The sequence below is a fragment of the Methanobrevibacter sp. genome (genome assembly GCF_045126245.1).
GTDB lineage: Archaea > Methanobacteriota > Methanobacteria > Methanobacteriales > Methanobacteriaceae > Methanocatella.
Map to the genome: position 1 here is coordinate 1 of NZ_JBGVOG010000064.1, position 20,012 is coordinate 20,012.

At 36.2% G+C, this 20,012-nt stretch carries 9 protein-coding genes; 3 read left to right on the top strand and 6 right to left on the bottom strand.

Translation table 11 applies throughout. The features are described 5' to 3' along the window. Positions 1–80: 80 nt before the first annotated feature. Together ACJMLZ_RS05085 and cofH are read right to left on the bottom strand one after the other, a co-directional pair. Positions 81–668: a thymidylate kinase gene (locus ACJMLZ_RS05085; RefSeq protein WP_405304275.1), complete on the bottom strand. Its 588-nt coding sequence runs from the start codon at positions 666–668 to the stop codon at positions 81–83. Between the two features lie 8 nt (positions 669–676). Next, positions 677–1,795: a 5-amino-6-(D-ribitylamino)uracil--L-tyrosine 4-hydroxyphenyl transferase CofH gene (cofH, locus tag ACJMLZ_RS05090; protein WP_405304276.1), complete on the bottom strand. Its 1,119-nt coding sequence runs from the start codon at positions 1,793–1,795 to the stop codon at positions 677–679. 190 nt (positions 1,796–1,985) lie between these two features. Between cofH and comD the strand changes: the two genes are divergently transcribed. The 3 genes from comD (at position 1,986) to ACJMLZ_RS05105 (ending at position 3,430) form a co-directional block, all read left to right on the top strand. Then, positions 1,986–2,477 (top strand): sulfopyruvate decarboxylase subunit alpha, encoded by a 492-nt coding sequence (gene comD, locus ACJMLZ_RS05095; protein ID WP_405304277.1) that lies wholly within the window; start codon positions 1,986–1,988, stop codon positions 2,475–2,477. A gap of 4 nt (positions 2,478–2,481) precedes the next feature. Beyond that, the gene (comE, locus tag ACJMLZ_RS05100; protein WP_405304278.1) at positions 2,482–3,033 is read left to right on the top strand and encodes a sulfopyruvate decarboxylase subunit beta; all 552 of its coding nucleotides are present in this window, start codon (positions 2,482–2,484) and stop codon (positions 3,031–3,033) included. A gap of 133 nt (positions 3,034–3,166) precedes the next feature. Continuing rightward, positions 3,167–3,430, top strand: coding sequence for an ArsR family transcriptional regulator (locus tag ACJMLZ_RS05105; RefSeq protein ID WP_405304279.1), 264 nt, complete (start codon positions 3,167–3,169; stop codon positions 3,428–3,430). Here ACJMLZ_RS05105 and ACJMLZ_RS05110 read toward each other — a convergent pair. The 4 genes from ACJMLZ_RS05110 to ACJMLZ_RS05125 all read right to left on the bottom strand — a co-directional run. Next, positions 3,427–3,687, bottom strand: coding sequence for a transcriptional regulator (locus tag ACJMLZ_RS05110; RefSeq protein WP_405304280.1), 261 nt, complete (start codon positions 3,685–3,687; stop codon positions 3,427–3,429). The two genes, ACJMLZ_RS05105 and ACJMLZ_RS05110, sit on opposite strands and share 4 nt — an antisense overlap. Positions 3,688–3,972: 285 nt before the next feature. Then, positions 3,973–13,098, bottom strand: a complete 9,126-nt coding sequence (locus ACJMLZ_RS05115; RefSeq protein WP_405304281.1) for a hypothetical protein — start codon at positions 13,096–13,098, stop codon at positions 3,973–3,975. A 311-nt stretch (positions 13,099–13,409) separates the two neighbouring features. Beyond that, positions 13,410–18,044, bottom strand: a complete 4,635-nt coding sequence (locus ACJMLZ_RS05120; RefSeq protein ID WP_405304282.1) for a collagen binding domain-containing protein — start codon at positions 18,042–18,044, stop codon at positions 13,410–13,412. Positions 18,045–18,293: 249 nt separating this feature from the next. Next, on the bottom strand, positions 18,294–20,012 hold a 1,719-nt coding region (locus ACJMLZ_RS05125; RefSeq protein ID WP_405304283.1), incomplete at its 5' end, for a hydrogenase iron-sulfur subunit.

Genomic DNA, 20,012 nt, shown 5'->3' on the forward strand with positions numbered 1-20,012 from the left:
ACAGAGAGACATTTGACCCCTTCTCCAAGGCAGTCCCTAAATTCGTATATGAAAGAAAAGGCATCTAATGGAAGAATTAGTTATCCCAATAATTTCTTGTCAGACTCAAAGCATTTTGCAATTATTTTTTCGCTTATCACATCGGCCGGATCGTCTGCCGAAACAACATTCCACTCATATGTAACCTTGCTTGTCTTTGAACGAACTTCCCTTAAAGCGTCTATGTTTTCAAACATTTCCTCATCCTCATTACGTGACTTGATACGCCTTAAGGACTCTTCGGGACTTACATCCAAAAAGAACATGCAGTCTGATTTCGGAAGAACAACAGAAACGATCTTATACACGATGACGTTCACCACATTTGGAAGATATGCAACGGCCATAGTATACCTTGAAAAGATTAAGACATCTGTATCTTTGTTATAATAGTACATATGAACTGACCTTAATGCGTCAAGGCCGAAATAAACTGTAGCTTTTAAGTGATTTATTTTGCCGGACTGCAAAAGGGCCTGTTTTGATTTTCTGCCGAATTTATTATCGCAGCAGGGATGTGACCTGACTGTTACCTTCCTTCCCTGCTTTTCATATGCATCAACAAGCAGATTAACCTGAGTGTCCTTTCCGCATCCGTCCAGACCATCAATGACAATAAATTTATTCATAAACTCACCTAATCAATCGGATAAAATTCAGTATATTTAGAATTCCGCTCTACTGGAGTTCTTCCCAAGTTTCTGACAATATTTCCCAATGTTTCGATTGATGCTTCAACTCCATCAGGTGCACCTGAAGCCTCTGAAAGTTCATCTCCACCTAATGTTCCACCCAAATCATTGGCTCCTGCAGTCAGGGACACCTGTGCAAATCTGTATCCCATTTTTACCCAGGACACCTGTATATTCGGAATCAAATCCCTCAACATAAGTCTGGAAACGGCATACAGTTTCAAATCCTCTGTTCCTGTAGCGCCAAGATTTCTTTGACCTTCCAAAAATATCGGGGAGTGCTCGTGCATAAAAGTCATCGGGATGAATTCTGTAAAACCACCGGTTTCCTCCTGCAGGCGACGAAGAATGTCAATATGTTCAACACGTTCCTCTAAAGTTTCCACATGACCGTACATTATTGTAGCAGAACCCGGAATTCCAACTTCATGAGCTGTTCTGACCGCATCAATCCATTCCTGAACGCTTACCTTTTCAGGACAAATTATCTCACGGGAGCGGTCTGTTAAGATTTCGGCGGCTGTTCCGGGCAATGTATCCAAACCTGCAGACTTTAATCTTTCACATGCCTCAGCCATATCAATGCCTGATAGGATTGCAGCATCATTAATCATGGTTGGTGAAAATCCATGAATCATGACATCAGGATGCTCTCCTTTAAGAAGCTGCAAGAGATGTTCGTAATATTCAATATCCGCATCAGGTAAAACCCCACCCATCAAAGTAAACTCACGGGCTCCCTTTTCAACAGCCCCTTGAGCTTTTGCCAATATTTCTTCATCAGTCAAAATATATGCTTCAGGGTCATCCGCATCCTTTCCGAATGCGCAAAATCCGCATCGGACAGTGCAGATATTGGTGAAGTTGATGTTGCAGTTGTTGATGAATGTAACATTGTCTCCAACAATTTCATGCCTTAAATAATCGGCAGCTGCAAGCAACGGATAAAAATCAGAACCTTGGATATTCATTAAATGATTGGCTTCTTCAACAGTAATATCCTCATCTAGGGATTTTGTCAGAATTTTCTCTGTTTTAGAAGATACCGGTAGTTTATCAAACATGATTATATATTACTAATAAATCAAATAAAAAGGTTTCTATTAATTAAATTAAATGTATAAAAATTTGCAATTATAAAAATTAAAATATTGAATTATAATTAATCAAAATTAAAAAATATTGAAAAATATTCCACTTAAGAAATAAAATATTTATTTAACGAATGAAAAACATATTTTAAGATGTGATAAAATGGACAGTAGTGAAGCTATTTATAATGCCCTTAAAGATGCCGGAATTGACTTTATTGTAAGCGTTCCATGCGTTAACTTATCAAAACTGTTGGATATGGTTGATGAGGATGAAGAGATAATACATATTCCGGTTACCCGTGAAGAGGAAGGAATCGGAATATGTGCAGGCGCTATTCTTGGAGGGAAAAATACTGCAATACTTATGCAGAATTCCGGTCTTGGAAACTCCATAAATGCCTTAAAATCATTGATGGAACTGTATGAATTTCCTATGCTTATGATAATGAGCCATAGGGGAACTGAAGGGGAGACAATATGCGGACAGGTGCCTATGGGAGAATCAACTCCAAGAATTCTAGAAGCGATGGATTTTAGATTTTTCAAGCCTGGAAATCCTGAAGCCGCTTATGAGGACATCATGAATTCATGGGAATTGTCAAAAGAAGAAGGAAAACCTGTTTCAATACTTTTAGAAATCAGTTATTGGTGATAATATGGCAAGAAGAGAAGCAATAATGGACATTATGAAAAATATTGGCGATGAACTTATCATTTGCAATATCGGATTTCCGTCACGTGAATTATATGACATTATGGACAGGGATGAAAATTTCTACATGATCGGTTCCATGGGGCTTGCATCATCAATCGGCTTCGGCCTTGCATTATCCAGACCGGATAAGGATATTGTTGTGATTGACGGCGACGGGTCACTTCTAATGAACATGGGCTCACTTGTTACAATATTTGCAAATAACCCTTCCAACTTGACTTGGATTGTCATAGATAACGGGGCTTATGGTTCAACTGGAAATCAGGATACCTATGCGCAGTTAATTGACTTATGTGAAATAGCAAAAAGCGTAGGTTTTAAAAACAGCTTTAAATTTGAAGATATTAATTTATCCGAGATAATAAAAAGTGAAGATACCAGTTTTATAGTATATGAAACTGAAGCTGGAAACTCATCTGCACCGATTATTGACTTGAGTCCTGTTGAGATAAAGGAAAGATTCATGAAATCAATTAATACAAAACTCATTTAGACAGCTTGAACTTAATATAATTCAGTTATTTCATATGCTTTTGTCTAAATTATTAGTAAATTATGATTAAATAAATATAAACACATCTAATTGATATAAAAACATTATTAATGGAATTTCAAAAATAATTAGTATGGACGAAGATAAATTATATAAAATCCTCGGATATGTTAAAGTATCCCCTTACAGAACCAACACATTAAAAGCGCTCCGCAATACCTTAAAGATGCCATCTGAAATTGCAAGAGAAATTAATCTAAGCACCAGCCAGGTATCAGCGGCATTGTCTGATTTGAAAAAAGAAAACCTGGTGGTTTGTGTTAATGAAGAAGCAAGAAAGGGAAGATTATATAAATGTAGCGAATTGGGTTTGGAAATAATCAAACTGCTGAATTAATCCAAATGCTCCACAATTTCGTGCCCGACATTGGTTAACCTGTATATTCTATTTTTCCGTTTTTCCTCATTAATGCATTCTGCAACCTCATGATCTTTTAATTCTTTTAAGACTTTGGAAATATGATTCACACGAATATTAGAATCATTGGCCAATTCAGTGGGAGTCTTTTCACCCTTCTGCAGGGATTTTACTGCCTTTGACCTGTAACTTGAAATATTCACATATGCATATTTTTTTAGAGTTTCATCATCCATGATATTTTCCTCAAAGTTATTAATTTATACATTACACATTTTTATCTATATTATAAATTGTGTTAATTATATGTATTTAAAAATTATGGTTATCGATTAAATTTGATTAAATGAAAATAACAGTGCAAATTTCAGAGTTATTTTGAAAACTCATTAAAATAATGAACTAATTTTCTAATAATTTTAAAGACATTATGAAAAAAATCTATATTATCTTGTAGTGGTGTATATGGATTAAATAAAAAAAGAAAATTTAGGAGATTTTATAAATCTCCTTTTTCATGTTTAAATTTTTTCAATCACTAAAGTTTCAGTGGTAGGATAATACTTGGTACCGCCTTTAAAGGTAACAGTAACAGTATAATTGCCTGGAGCTAAATCAGCAGTTGAAACGCTGACTTGACCGTTTTCATCGGTTACGAGCTTATTAGTTACACGGTTAAGTTTAACTCTTAAAGTGAAACCTTTGATAGGTTGGCCAGTAGCATTGTTAGTCAAAGTAGCAACTAATTCATCAGTTTCATCATTGTAAGTCACTAAAATTGTAGTGTTTGCTTTAACTAATATTTTAATGCTTTCTTTAGCAGCATTATACTTGGTAGAGTCTTTTAAGGTAAATGTAATAGTATGGTAAGATCCTGGAGCTAAATCAGCAGTTGAAACTTTAACTTGACCGTTTTCATCAGTAACAAGTTTGAATGTTTCACCATTCATTCTGATGTGGAGACTGTAACCGTGAATAGCTTCACCGGTAGCGTTATTAGTCAAGGTAGCAATTATTTCATTAGTTTCATTATCATAGACCAATGAAATAGCAGTGTTTGCTTTAACTGCTATATTTTCAGTTACTTTAGCAGCATTATACTTGGTACCACCATTAAAGGTAGCAGTAACAGTATAAACAACACCTTGAGTTAAATCAGCAGTTGAAACTTTAACTTGACCGTTTTCATCAGTTACAAGTTTATAAGTTTCACCATGGAGTTTAACATTGACTGTGAAACCTTTAATAGCTTCACCGGTAGCATCATTGGTTAAAGTAACGGTTACTTCTTTAGCGTCATCATCATAATCCACTGAAAGTGTAGTGTTTGCAACGATAGCGATTTTCTCGGTTGCTTTAGCAGCATTATACTTGGTACCGCCATTAAAGGTAGCAGTAACAGTATAAATAGTACCTGGAGTTAAATCAGCAGTGGAAACACTGACTTTACCATCAGCATCAGTTACAAGACTGTAAGATTCACCATCAAGTTTAACGACAACTGTGAAACCTTTAATAGCTTCGCCGGTAGCATTGTTGGTCAAAGTAGCAACAACTTTTTCAGCTTCTTCATCGTAAACCAATGCAAGTGTAGTGTTTGCAACGATAGCGATTTTCTCGGTTGCTTTAGCAGCATTATACTTGGTACCGCCATTAAAGGTAGCAGTAACAGTATAAATAGTACCTGGAGTTAAATCAGTAGTGGAAACACTGACTTTACCATCAGCATCAGTTACAAGAGCATAAGTTTCACCATCAACTTTAATACGTACAGTGAATCCTTTAATAGGTTGACCGGTAGCATTGTTGGTCAAAGTAGCAACAATTTCTTGAGCTTCTTCATCGTAAGCCAATGCAAGTGTAGTGTTTGCTTTAACGTTAATGTCTACAAATATTTCAGAAGGATTATAATCAGCACTACCATCATAGATGATATCAACCTCATGAGAACCTAAAGGTAAATCATCAAGGGATTGTACAGCTTTACCGTCAGCATCAGTTGTGACTGAGTAAAATTCCTCATCAATTAAGATTGCAATCTCAGCGTCAACAATAGGATCACCAGTGACATTGTCAGTCAATGTGACAGTTAACTCTTTAGCATCATCATCATAAACAGCTGAAATAACAGAATCTGCTTTAACAATGAATTCTATTGAAGTATTTGAAGGATCATATACCTCATTACCCTCATAAGAAATAATAGCTGTGTAAGGACCAGCAACTAAATCAAGAACTTGTACAGCTTGACCGTCATCACCAGTTGTAACAGGGTAAACATTTTCACCAATAGTGATTACAACATCAGCACCAGCAATAGGACTGCCAGTAGCATTGTCAATCAAGGTAATAGTTAACTCTTCAACATCAAAATCATCATAAACAGCAGAAAGAACAGTATCAGCTTTAATAATGAAGTCAACAGTTGCACTGGAAGCATTATATACATCACTACCATCATAAGTAACAACAGCAGTGTAAGGACCAGCAACTAAATCAATAGCCTGTACAGCTTGACCGTCATCATCAGTTGTAACTGGGTAAATAGCTTCACCAATAGTGATTACAACATTAGCACCAGCAATAGGACTGCCAGTAGCATTGTCAATCAATGTAACGGTTAACTCTTTAGCATCATCATCGTAAACAGCTGAGATACTTGAATCTAAGAGAATGACATTTAAAGTAGCGTTAGCTTCACTGTCTAATAATTCTCCAGAGAAGTCTATGAATTTAGCTGTAATAGTGTATTCACCAGCATCTTTGGTAATTTCAACATTTTGAGATGCGACACCTTCCATGACAGGCATGGTTGCAACTAAATCATCACCGAAGTATATTTCAACTTCTCCACCGTTAACGTCATCACCGTCAATTGTTTTGACAGTTACGTTAATCAATACATTGTCACCTTTTACTGCAGTGATATCATCAACTGCAACAACGGTTGGTGTTTTTACGTGATATAATTCTATGTTTTGGATGTCCACATTTGCAGCAACATATTTCAAATCAGCAGGAACTACATAATCAATTGTGAATTCACCGTTTTCCATTACGCCTTCAATAGAGTCGAATGTGGTTTCAATAATCACATCTCTTGGAATTGTAATTGGAGTTGCTAAGGTACCGTTTGTCTCACCGTCTGTGTAGGTATCTAAGCTAACAGTGATTTTAACAGTTTCTCCTTCAACGAATGGAGTGTCATTGGTTGCAGTTAAGATAACCCATCTTGAGATTGTTGGTTTGTAGTTATATCCTCCAACAAGGTCACTAGGGTCATCATTAGATCCCCACCAGTTATCATTAAGGGTTATTGCAGGAGCGACTTGGTCTGTTTTGTATCCGAATACTGCGTATCCAGCTGGATCTTTATTTGCAAATATTACTGAATTTGAAACATCTAATGTTGTAGCTCTTGCATAGATTGCTGCACCGTCATTATCAGCAGTGTTTCCTTCAAATAAGGTGTTTGTTATGGTTAAACTACCGCTTCTTTGATAGTTTGAAGTTCCAGCAATGTAGATTGCTCCACCACCAGTGGATTCTTTTCCGTTAGCATGGTTGTCCATGAAAATGGAATCAGTGATTGTGTAGTCAGCTTCAGCAAAAATAATGCCGATTGCTCCACCGCTAGAAGTGGTCAATGCTTCATTTGCTATGAAACTAGAATTAATGACTGTTAAACTAGAGAGTTGTTGAGCAAATATTGCTCCACCACCATTGTTATTGTCACCATTTGCTACGTTATTTTCAAATGTTGAATTGATTATAACCAATTCTGTGCCTGAATATTGATTGAATATTGCTCCACCCACTCTTGCAGTGTTGTTTGCAATGGTTGAATTTATGATTGTCAATTTACCTGCATTATAGATTGCACCACCATTGTTTATACCTGCTGAGGAGTTAGCTAAGGTACAGTTGATTAATGTTAAGTAGTTAGAGTTACCTAGTAATGCACCGCTGTCAACATCAGCAGCACCATTAATCATGATAAGGTTTGTCAATACAACATTAGCATCTGAACCTACATAAAGAAGTCTGTTAGCATTTTGAGCATCGATTATTACAGTACCTTCACCGGTAATGTTTAAGTCACTTGAAATGATTCCTAAATCCCCGGTTGGGTAAGTACCGGATAAGATAACGATTCTTCCTTCATCCGCAAGTTCGACTGCTTTTGCAATTGTAGCTACAGGGTCATCTCTAGAACAACCAGTATTGTTGTCATCACCGTCTCTTGCAACATAAATTACTTTAGGTATAACGATGACTTCAATAGTCACTTCAGCATTACCTGATTTAACAGTAATGTTTTCGCTTACGCGAGTGAAGTAAGTGGTTGAAGCTTGACCGTCAATTACAACTAATGTTTCATCCAATGCACCGGATGTGGAAGTTACAGTTACGGTAAATCCGTCAGGCAATACATCATCATAATCAGCAACACCAGAGGTTGAATTGGTCTTATCGAATGTGATGTCTAAAGCACCTGTTTCATTGTCATAAGTAGCGCTCATGATTACCCATTTAGCAACATTAGCATTGGTGTTTGCTTTGGAGTTGTCACCCCAGAAGTTGTTTTCAGCAGTTACAGCAGCACTATCTTTATATAATGCATAGTTAGCATCACCGTCTCTAGCTAAGATTACGGAATTGCTAATAGTGAATGAATTACCTGCTGCATAAATACCTGCATCTTCATATCCTGCATTATCAATGAAGACAGAATCGACAACGTTTACATTACAGGTACTTCCAGAACAATGAATCGCACCACCTAAACCAAAGCTTGATCCTCTAGTAGCAGTGTTATTGATGAAAGTAGAATCTCTAATGTTTACAGTCATTCCGCCCGCAATTTGCATTGCACCACCAGAACCTATATTTGCAAGGTTATTTTCAAATGTACAGTTAATGACATCTAAGCTACCTAAAATAGCACTTGTAGGTTTAGTAGCATAAATTCCAACAGCATGTTTACCTTTATTGTCTCTGAATACAGTATTTTCAACAACAGCTTCAGCACCAGTTAAATAAATCATACCATAATATGAATTTGCTCCAGTCAAGGACATGTCATTATCATAGAACAGGGAATTGTTAACAACTAAATTAGTTCCTGATTGAGAAGCAACTGCACCTCTAGAAGCTATATCATCATAGAATGTTGAATTATTGATAGTCATTGTACCTTTTCTATTATTAATAATATTTTCACTGGTGGAACCAGTAGCAGTATTATTATAGAATGTACAACCGTCAATAGTTACATTACCATCATCTAAGATAACTGCTGCAAATGCAGCTTTACCATTGGTAAAGACAATATTGGTTAAGTTAAGGTTTGCTGTGTTTTCAATGATTCTGTTTAAGTTACCATCGATAATTACAGTACCTTCACCGCGGATGTCTAAATCTTTATCAATGACTAAAGTAGCATTAAGAGTGTAAGTACCTTCAAAGATAACGATTTTACCTCTTTCAGCTATTTCGATAGCGTGAGCAATGGTAGCTACAGGTTCATCATAATAACCGACATTGCTGTCGTTACCGTTAGGACCTACATAAACGACTTCAAGGATTACAGGTTCAATAATATCAACTACAGTTGTGTTAACTGCATTAGCTGAAATGATATCGATTGTATCTTCACCACCGATGTCTGCAGTGTAAATGAAAGTAGCAACACCGTTTTCAGTAGTGATTTCTTGTTCATCAAATGCACCTTTAATTGCTTCTGCACTTACATCAACTTCAGGAATGGAACCAGTTAATTCATAAATGGTGCCTGTTGAATCAGTGTAGTGGTTAAAGTCAACAGTGAACTCAACTTGGTCGCCGATAGCTAAAGGTTCACCTGTGTAGTTGTTGACTACGTTCATGACAACCCATTTGCTTGCATCGAATTCGCAGTCTTCATCTCCGTAACCGTAATCATCTTCGTAGGTACCGGTACCGATTAAATTGCTTGGGTCATCATTGGTTCCCCACCAGTTATATTTAGCGTCCATTAGATAATCTTCACCATTGTGGTAAATTACATTGCCTTTAGTGCCATCTATGATTGCACAGTTGTTTATTGTGAGGTCCCATCCGTTATAAATAGTATTTCCGTTTCCAGTAGCAGAGTTGTCCTCAAATTTGGAGTTGGTTATTACTGCTGTTCCCCATCTTCCGATGTTGATTGCACCACCAGTTGCAACACCATACACATTATCTTTAATAGCACGGTTATTAATGAAAGTAGAGTTGTTGATATTCATGTTGTAACCATTGATTGCACCACCGTTTCCATTAAGGACAGTGTTATCAATAAATTCAGTTCCATTTACATTCATTGTAACCTTATCACTGGTTGTATATACAGTTCCTAATTTACCTGTATTGTTTATAATGTGAGAATCGATTAAATTAAGGACTGTGTTTTTGGTTGTAGTGGACACATCAATTATGGCATAACCTGAACCTATATCTGATCCGTCATCAATGAATGCAACATTGTCTTTTAAGGTTGTATTGATGAGTGTAACAGTAATAGGCTTATTATATCCTACATTTACATTAATTATTCTTCCAGCAGTAGATCCAGAAATTACTGAGTCAGTAATAGTGGTATTACCTGTAGTGGTAACAATAGCTCCAAGATATGAGCCTGTACAATCACTGATATTTACATTGTTCATGAATAGATAAGCATCAGCATAATTATATACAGTAGCATATTGGTTTCCAATTCCATTAATTAATGCCAAATTATTTAATACAACAGTAAATCCTTTTACCGGACTTGAATAAGGCATTTCGATTAATTTTTCGATTCCATCAGCATCAATAACTACAGCACCGTTACCTGTAATGGTTAAATCATCAGTGATGACAATTGAAGCACCAGGAGTATAGGTACCTTCATTGATGATAATTTCATGAGATCCGCCAATAACAGTAGCAAGTTCAATAGCTTTTGCTATAGTGGCAACAGGAGCATCTTCAGAACCGTTATTGTTGTCGTCACCATCTTTGGATACGTAAATGATTCCATAGTATGGAGGAACTTCAGGAACAAAGGTCATTTCCACAAGAGCTTCATCACATGAAACGGAAACAACATCATACATGTCACCTACAGTGTAGGTTGATGTTTTGGTTGCGCCGTCTTTGATTGTGAAACTTGCAGGAACAAATGTTCCATGATCAGCAGCAAATTGAACTTTGTATGCTTTTGGAATTGCACCACCGGTCAATTCTTCGATTTCACCAGCAGTAGTGTTTACATGATTAAAGTCAACTGTTAATAATACTTTATCGCCAGGAATAGCTTCAGTAACATTAGCTTCAACGTTCATTATGACCCAATTGTCCATGGTAATGCTTTTGCCTTTTACTTTTTCACTTGGGTCGTTGGTTCCCCACCAGTTATTGTTAACAATAGCCACTCCTTGAGCTGCAGATGAAGTTCCATCCTTTGTTTCAATGGATAAATCATTTACGAGTGAAGAGTATGAAATATCTAAAACAGACCTATCAACATAAATTGCAGGATATGTAGCTATTTGATTGGTGTTATTTTCAATGATTGAATTTGTAATTGTAACTGTAGGGGTTTTTCCAGTAGCGGTTGTTATTTTAATGGCTACACCTGGACTACTATAAGAACTATCTTTTAAAGCTACATTATTGGTAATTATACAATTATCAATAGTTGCAGTAGCATTATAAAGTTGGAAAGCAGTAGAGTCATAATTTGCAGTATTATTATTGAATACAGAATTAGTTACTGTTACTGTATTTGCTTGTAGATATCCACTTGCACCATTATTTGCAAAGCATTCTTTAAAAGTAGAACCGTTGATTACTAAATTTAATGCATCAGTATAAGCACAGTAAGCAGTACAAATTGCTCCACCCCAACTGGAAGCAGAACAGTTAATAAATTGAGAATCATTTACCAAGAAATTACCTTTGGCATAGTATAAATATATTGCTCCACCTCTGCTTGAAGCAGAAATGTCTTCGAAGGTACAATGATCGATAGTTAAATCAAGATCCATGAGATTGGTCTGTGAAGGACCTGCAGCATATATGGCACCACCATATCTTGGATTATTATTTCTAAATTTAATGTTAGTAAAAGTAACTGATGGATTACCAGTTAATGTGAAAATGTTGTTTGTACTTGCATTACCGTCAATCACAACATTACCCATACCAGTAATTGACCATGCAACATCACTGTCAAGCACTATATTGTTTTCTGTGTAAGTACCTTGATTAATAATAATTTCACCGGATTTGGTTTTAGCAATCTCAACAGCCTTTGCGATTGTAGCTACAGGACTGTCTGCAGCACCAGTGTTATTATCGTCACCGTCTGGAGATACGAATGTAGTGTTATCGTCACCGATTACAGGTTCTTCTGTTGAAGGAATTTGTTTAGGTAAAGGAGTACCGTCATTTAATGTAAAGGTACCGTGGTCTTCAATAGCCCAGTTGTTTACAGTTACACCAGTAGGTTGGTCATTGCTACCCCAGTAGTTGGAATCTAAATTGTAAGAATTGGAATAAGCAACTTTAGTAGCAAATGTGTTGTTTTGAATATTGTTATAATTCATCTCAACAGCAACTTTATCACCATTAGCACCGACTAAATAGTTTGTTCCAGTGTTGTTTACAATAATAGTAGTTTCAACATTGAGCTGAGGATTAGCATTACCTGATTGAACCCAAAAAGTACTTCCTGATTCAAGAGTTCCTACACCCACATTATTATTAATGATTCTGGAATTTGATATGTTTAAATCACCTTTGGTTGCAATAAGTCCATTAGCACCAGTTAAAGTACAATCAACAATAGTTACATTGTCAATGATGGTAGGACCTGCAGCAGCTCTGTCAACATATATTGCACCAAATGTAGTGGAGGCAGTGTTAGTACTGCCGTTAATGACAGTATTTCTTATTGTGTAAGTATTAGTACCTGCACTTCCAAAATAGATAGCTGTTGAATATTTACCATTTGACCCTACAGTGTTTAAGAATTTACAGTTATCAATAATTACTTCACCAAATTTTGCATATATTCTGAGTGCTCCGTATCTTCCGGAACAACTATCGAAAACACAATTGGTGATGTAAACATTATTGTACTCAGAGGTACCACCAACAGTAATTACAGCACCCGCACCAGTACAAGCAATATCTTTGAAATACAAATTATTGAACACTAAATTGTTACAAATATTATATGTATTGAAAAATCCACTTGAACCAGCTTTAATGATTACTCCACCTTGACTTTCACCTTGGAAAGTTAAAGCTTTATCAATATTACTGATAGTAGTCTCTGTATATTCACCATTCTTTATAAATATTGTTTCTCCACCATTAGCAGCACTAACAGCGGAGGAAATTGATTTGTACGGATTGTCTTCCGTACCCATTTCGTCACCATCGTAACTACTATCCACATAGATAATAGTCTCCCCATCACTTAATAAGCCATCACCCGCATCAATGCCAATAGCATCAGCGTCTTCAGCAGTTAAGTTATTATTAAGCGAATCTGTTGCACTTACAGTACCCATAACACCTAAAATTACAAGTACCAGAAGCACACTAATAAAAATTTTCTTATTAATTTTCATTAAATCACTTCTACGATATTATAAAGTTAATAAGATAAAAAATAAAATTAACTTTACAATTAAATTATGTAACATTATAATATATAAATATTAAATATAATTGAAAAAAAATAAAATATATTTTAATTATTTGTGAAAAACAGTTTGAAAATTGAAAAAAAAATATTCTATAAACTATTCAATAATTACCCAAATATTGGGATAAATTTTATACAATTTTAAGTTTTAAACCATTACCTAAAAAAACAAATCAAAAACAAATTAATTATAAAAAAATAAAAAAGTCAGGAGATTAGAAATCTCCTTTGGATTTAAAATTTTACAAGGTCTATTGTTTCGCTTGTTCCAGAGTATTTGGTATTTCCTGAATAGGAACTTTCAATTGTGTATACTCCTTGAGGGAAATCTGCAGCGGAAACTTTAGCCTGACCGTTTGAATCGGTTTTTATAAGGTTTCTCTCACCGTTTATGGCAATGCCCACAGTACCTCCGACAACGCCTTTGCCGGTAGCTGTATTGATTAAAGTAGCAACGATTTCCTCAGTTTCACTGTCATAAGCCGCAGAAATGTAAGTCACTATTTTGTTTGTCTCACCAAATACCGCCCTAATTGATCCTAAATATTTGGCATTTCCACCATATGAAACTGATACCTTAAATGAGGTTAAATCAAAGCCTTCAAGGGAGAATCTGGCCATACCGTTTGAATCTGATTTAACGAGAGTTTTAACCTTATTTATAACGAAACCGACAGTACCTCCGACAACGCCTTTGCCTGTTGCATCATTGATTAATGTAGCAACAATCTCATTGGTCTGGCTGTCATAATACGCTTCTATATGTGTGGATATCTTATTTACAACTACATTGAATGCGGCATTTGCAGGGTCATATTTTGAATTTCCCGCATATGAAACGGTAGCGCTGTAGTTTCCGGCAGCCAAACCTGAAACAGTCACTTTGACAAGACCTGCAGAATCGGTTTTGGCAGTGTAGGATTTGCCGTCGATTTTAAATGCTACGGTAGCGCCTTTAACACTTTGATTATTGACACCATTTATCAAAGTAGCGACCAAATCAACATCACCATATTCAGCGAAAACATCTTCAACTATGAAATGGGTGCCTCCTTTAACAACAACATCAAGGGATGTGCTGGATGGCCTATACTTGGTATGACCTCCATAGGAAATTGTGGTAGGATAAGTTCCTCCAGCCAATCCTTTAGTGGAAAGCTTTGCCTGACCTGAAGAGTTGGTCTTGATTGTGTAGTCCACACCATTGATATTCACTATAAGTTTACCCCAACCGAGAGCTTTTCCGTTAGCGTCATTGATTAAAGTGGCAGTTAACTCGTTTGCGTCCGCATCAAAGACAGCATCAATACTGGTGTTTGCCCTGACTAGAATATTTTCAGTTGTTGTAGTTGGATAATACTTGGTACCCCCATTGAATGTAACGGTAACAGGGTATGTTTTAGGAGCCAAATCGGCAGTGGAAAGGCTGACCTGACCGTTAGCATCAGTTACAAGTTTGGTGGTTTTACCGTTAAGGTTGACTCTTAAAGTGAAACCTTTAATAGGCTGATTGGTAGCGTTATTTGTTAAAGTAGCAATCAATTGTGTATTATCATCATTATAATTTACTGAAAGAGTAGTGTTTGCTTTAATGATGATTTTTTGAGTTGTTGAAGCAGGATTATACTTGGAACCACCATTGAATGTAACGGTAGCGGTATATGTTCCTGGAGCCAAATCTGAAGTGGAAAATTTAGCTTGACCATTAGCATCTGTTACAGCCTTATAGGTTTTACCGTCAATTACAGCCCTTATAGTGAAACCTTTGATAGGTTGACCTGTAGCATCATTAGTTAAAGTAGCTATTAACTCTTCAGCATTAGCGTCATATTCTGTTGAAAGTACAGTATCTGCTTTAACAATAACACTTACAGTTGTTTTAGCGGAATTATAATTGGAATTTCCATTATAACTTACAGTGGCGGTGTAAGTTCCTGGAGCCAAATCGGCAATAGAAACACTACCATGACCATTGGCATCAGTTTTACTGGTATAGGATTTACCATTGATTTTGAATCCTACAGTAGCACCCTTAATAGGCTGACCGGTAACATTATTGGTTAAAGTAGCAATCAATTCCTTAGCATCGGCATCATAAACTGCTGAAATTACAGTGTTCACTTTACTTATATTGAAGATTCTTATGAAGTAATCCTGTTCATCTAAAGGAACATATTCATCATAAAGCATGTAATTAACATAAACATTATGATTGCCAGATTCATATCTTCCAACATATAAACTATGTGCTGTATTGTCCAAAATTTCAGCTAATTCTTCATCACGATAAGACAAATCAGGATCACCAATATCTTCAGAATCAATTGGGTCAACCCAAACATCTAAACAATAGTCTTCAAGATTACCTTCCGGCATTGGTGCCTTAAATTGAATATAAATGCCGTTATTCTTTTGATATGCATCAATTTCAACATTTCCGGAAGCGTCTTTGACTTCAAATCTATCTTGAGCAACAGTTTTGCCGCCAATTTCTAGTCTGCCTTGATATACTCCAGGCCATAAGTTTCCTAAAATATCTGTATAACCTTCATTAAAGACAAAATCGAGTTCCTCATGAAGTTCATCCACAACTGCTGCTTTTTTACCGTTAAGGTACAATGCTATTTCACTGTCCGGTGAAATTGGGGTTCCAAGATGTGTATCCATGCCAAAATTGGTGTACATGCAGTCTTTAAATGCAAATGTATTTTCAGTTACATTGACATAGAACTCGGTATCAACAGTTCTTTTATTATAATTAGGAGTTACGACTGTTAATTCAACATTATAGTAACCTGATTGGGTGATGTTTAGGCTGTTTAAACGGATATAATATCCTGGCCCTCTGTAAAACTCAATATATTCCATGTTAGATAAGGTTTCATTAAATACTTGTGTTCCGTTTACTTTAATTACTGCATATCCTGTGTCATTTTCACCTAAAGCAATTCTGAATACAGGTTCTGTAATGTCTTCTGCAACATCACCTTCAGTATAATAGGAGTTGATTGTAAATTCAACAGCTTTGAATGTGCTTGTATATTCTTTCTGGTCTCCATCAGGACCCACATTATTGAATATTACTGATACTTCATACTCTCCAAGTTCGGTGATTCCCAAATCATCCAAGAACAATGAATAATAATCATCATATATATATTGGCCCATTTCAGATATCTTAAATGTTTTATCCGCAAAGAATGCACCATCTTTTCTAATGCTAATTATAAATTCATCGTCACATTCCGGGAAATAAGTGAATTGAACTGCAGGTTCTCGTTCATCATCAAAAATGGAAATCTCTCCACAGCTTATATATGGAGTGTTGAAGAATATGATTTCTCCATTGCAGTAATATTCGTTTTCATCACCTTCATCAATTCTTGTAATGGTCACTTCACAGTCAACAGCACCGGAAATGTCCCACATTTTATCATCGATTCCCAAATCGGTAGTGGTCCATGTATATGCCCAATCTTCTATAGTAATATCATATACGTTCCATTCGGTTGCGATGATTTCTCCCCAGAAATCAATTTCAATAATGAATTTGGAAACATTGCCGAAGCTTTCCTGAATTACAGGAACTGATATGGCAACATCATGGTCGGCAACATTAGCCTCCCTAAACTCAGCATCAAAATCGTTTTCATCTGCTTTTTGCAACTCAATGTAGCCATCTTCACGGCAATCTTTGAAGAAGCGAAGTTCACGGATGTTTTCTTCATCTTCAGGATCATCATTTGTGATGAATCTGAACTCAATGATTGCTCCATCCTCAACTCCTTCAAATCCGTTTAGGTCAGATAATCTGATTTCAATCGGTAAATCATCACCTGTTACAGTATCCGGATTAATATCTTTTACAAAAATATCTTCCTCTTCATTCAAAGTTACATATAATGTACCTGAGTACCCAATATTGCCAAACTCATCGCAAGGGATATCGAGACTTGCAACAAGAGAATCTCCATCTAAATCCACATGGTCTTCAACATTTATGGAAGGAAGTTCATCTAATGATTCGAAATAAACTCTTCTGTCCGGGTCAACAATGACAAGTCTGAATCCTTCTTCTTTGGAAGCGGAAGTGTCTTCTGTGAAACAGAAATTGACAATTGAACCGTCTTCAAGTTCATGGAAGTTGAAAAGACTGGATGGAATATAATACCAAACTCTTCCATCATCATCAGTTTCCACATCATATTCATAATCATTGTAATTTATTTCAAAACCCTGAACTATGCAATCATCTTGTACAAATATATCAAGACTACCTATTATTCCTTCATCCGCAACGACAAGGGCAATAACTGAATCACCATTACTTGGGTCTACAGGACATGGAGGCAATCTGAATTCAGCGTCACTAATAGGATTAAGTGGATCAAATCCGAATCCTGACTGGTCATTTACGACATAAAAAGCACCGAAACCGGATCTCATACCCACAGTATTGAAGAAATTTAAATAAAGAATATTATCTTGAGTTTTAAGATAATCCAAATTCTTTATGTCACCATAAGTAATACTATATTCATCACCGTCATGAATTTGCCCAATATCCTTTCTTAAAAGTTCATAATTGTTAACGTCAGAAATTGTTATACTTCCAGCAGTTTCACAAGAAAATTGAGCGACCATGACTGTCTGTTCATCCGCATCGGCATCAGAAAGGTTTATATGACCTTCCGAATAGAAGATGCATGAATCCTCTTCATCTACAACAAAAGTGGCGTTGTTTAAAAGAGAATCAGAATCTGTTGAATCTTGTGATAAAGTATCCATATCGCCGGATGCACTTACAGCACCAATCGTTAGGATTGCAAGCAATATGATACTTACTATCATCATCTTTTTAAATTTCATAATTTTTCTCCCTAAATAAATAAAATCGAAATAATTATACGCTTTAAATAAGACTGTATAAAAAATCCTATTTACTTTAATTTTTATTAGAAGATATATTTATATATTATATAACTTAAAAAGACAAAAAACATGAAAAAAGATAATATTTGAAAAGAAACTGAACAATGTTTAGCAAATGCAAAAAAACAAGAATAAATTAATCTTTAAAAAAAATAAAAATTTAAAAAAAAAGAATTAAAACGCATATCATGCTTCATTTAATTCTTCAATCTTTTTATCGAAATCCCTCAATTTACGGGCAAGTCCTGTAAAGTATGGAATATAAACTTTTGAAAAAGTAACCCTTTCCGGATTTTGACCCATCTCTGCAATGCGCTCTTTTACTCTTTCGATCTTACGTTCCACCTCATCATACATCAAATCTCCCGGAAACTCGCCAATAAATATTCCATCAGCACCGTTTTCCAATGCATATCTGATGTGCCTTGGCCTTACACGGTTGACAGAGATGACCTTGATGATGTGTATTGATTCCGGATATGACAATCTGTTAACACCGATGTTATCGGCAGCAGTATATCCTATATTGTCAAGGAAAACCAGTATCATACGTTCATCTTCTCGTTTTTTGGACAATACCCCACCAATTGTTGCCATGATTTTCTCATCAATATTGCCGTTTACCGTAATTGCCCTTTGCCTACATCCGATAAGACATTTTCCGCAACCGGTACAGCTCATAGGATCAATGTAAATTTCATCATCCTGTATGCTCATGGATTTATATTTGCATCGGGCAATACATTCTCCGCAGACAGTACATTTTTCCTCATCAATTTCTGCAATGAACGGTTCTATTTCAACCCCGCCGTAGTTATACTCTGAAACCTTGGATGCAGCTGCGGTCGCCTGCATAATTGAATCTGTAATGTCTTTTGGATCCTGTGCGGTTCCGCATACAAATATTCCCTGCACATCGGTAGCTACAGGCTTGATTTTCGGATGGGATTCCTTAATGAATCCGTCTTCGGTTGTTCCGATGTTTAATGTCTCTGCTATCTCAACAGTTCCTTCGGATGGCTCCATTGCAGTCGACAATACAACCATATCCGCTTCAATTTCTACAAACTCACCTTTAAGAGTATCTTCTGTCCTTACTATGAAATTGTCTCCTTTCTTGACAACCTCACCAGGACGTCCTCTTAAGAATCTTACCTCATTTTCCTGAGTGTGCTTGTAGTATTTTTCAAACATTCCAGGAGTCCTAACATCAGTATAGCAGATTAAAACATCAGTATCTGGATATTTATGCTTAATGATGTTTGCGTTTTTAAGCGCAACGGTACAGCATATCTTGGAACAGTACTTATGGCCGTCGGGCTTTTCGTCCCTTGAACCAACACACTGTATCATTACGACACGCTTTGGAACTTCGCCGTTGGCCTTTAGGAGTTTACCCTTTGTAGGTCCGTTTACGCCTGTGATACGTCCCAATTCTGATTGAGTGATTACATCATCATACCGAGTATATCCATATTCTGGACGCTTTTCCATGTCAAATAGCTTGTGACCTGTTGCAACGATAATTGAACCCACCTGCAAAAGGGACTTTTCAGGCTTTCCTTTAAGTCTGATTGCTTTCATATTACATGTTCTAAAGCAATCCCCGCATTTTGAACAGTTATCCATATCAATAACATAGCTTTCAGGATATGATTGTCCGAAAGGCCTATAAATAGCTTTTCTTAATGATAAATTGTCGTTCCAGTCATTTGGACCTTCAACTTCACAAACATCGGCACATTTGCCACATGCAATACATCTATCCGGATCGACATATCTTGGAGATTGTTCAACAATTAAATTATAGGTTCCGGCTCTTCTTTCAGCTTCAATAACCTTGGCGTTGGTCATGACTTCTATATTCTCATTCCAGACCAGTTCATTCAGGATTGGATTTAGAAG

Coding starts and splice junctions, on each gene's coding strand:
- comE (WP_405304278.1), top strand. CDS start 2,482: ATGGCAAGAAGAGAAGCAATAATGGACATTATGAAAAATATTGGCGAT.
- comD (WP_405304277.1), top strand. CDS start 1,986: ATGGACAGTAGTGAAGCTATTTATAATGCCCTTAAAGATGCCGGAATT.
- ACJMLZ_RS05105 (WP_405304279.1), top strand. CDS start 3,167: ATGGACGAAGATAAATTATATAAAATCCTCGGATATGTTAAAGTATCC.
- ACJMLZ_RS05115 (WP_405304281.1), bottom strand. CDS start 13,098: ATGAAAATTAATAAGAAAATTTTTATTAGTGTGCTTCTGGTACTTGTA.
- ACJMLZ_RS05110 (WP_405304280.1), bottom strand. CDS start 3,687: ATGGATGATGAAACTCTAAAAAAATATGCATATGTGAATATTTCAAGT.
- cofH (WP_405304276.1), bottom strand. CDS start 1,795: ATGTTTGATAAACTACCGGTATCTTCTAAAACAGAGAAAATTCTGACA.
- ACJMLZ_RS05120 (WP_405304282.1), bottom strand. CDS start 18,044: ATGAAATTTAAAAAGATGATGATAGTAAGTATCATATTGCTTGCAATC.
- ACJMLZ_RS05085 (WP_405304275.1), bottom strand. CDS start 668: ATGAATAAATTTATTGTCATTGATGGTCTGGACGGATGCGGAAAGGAC.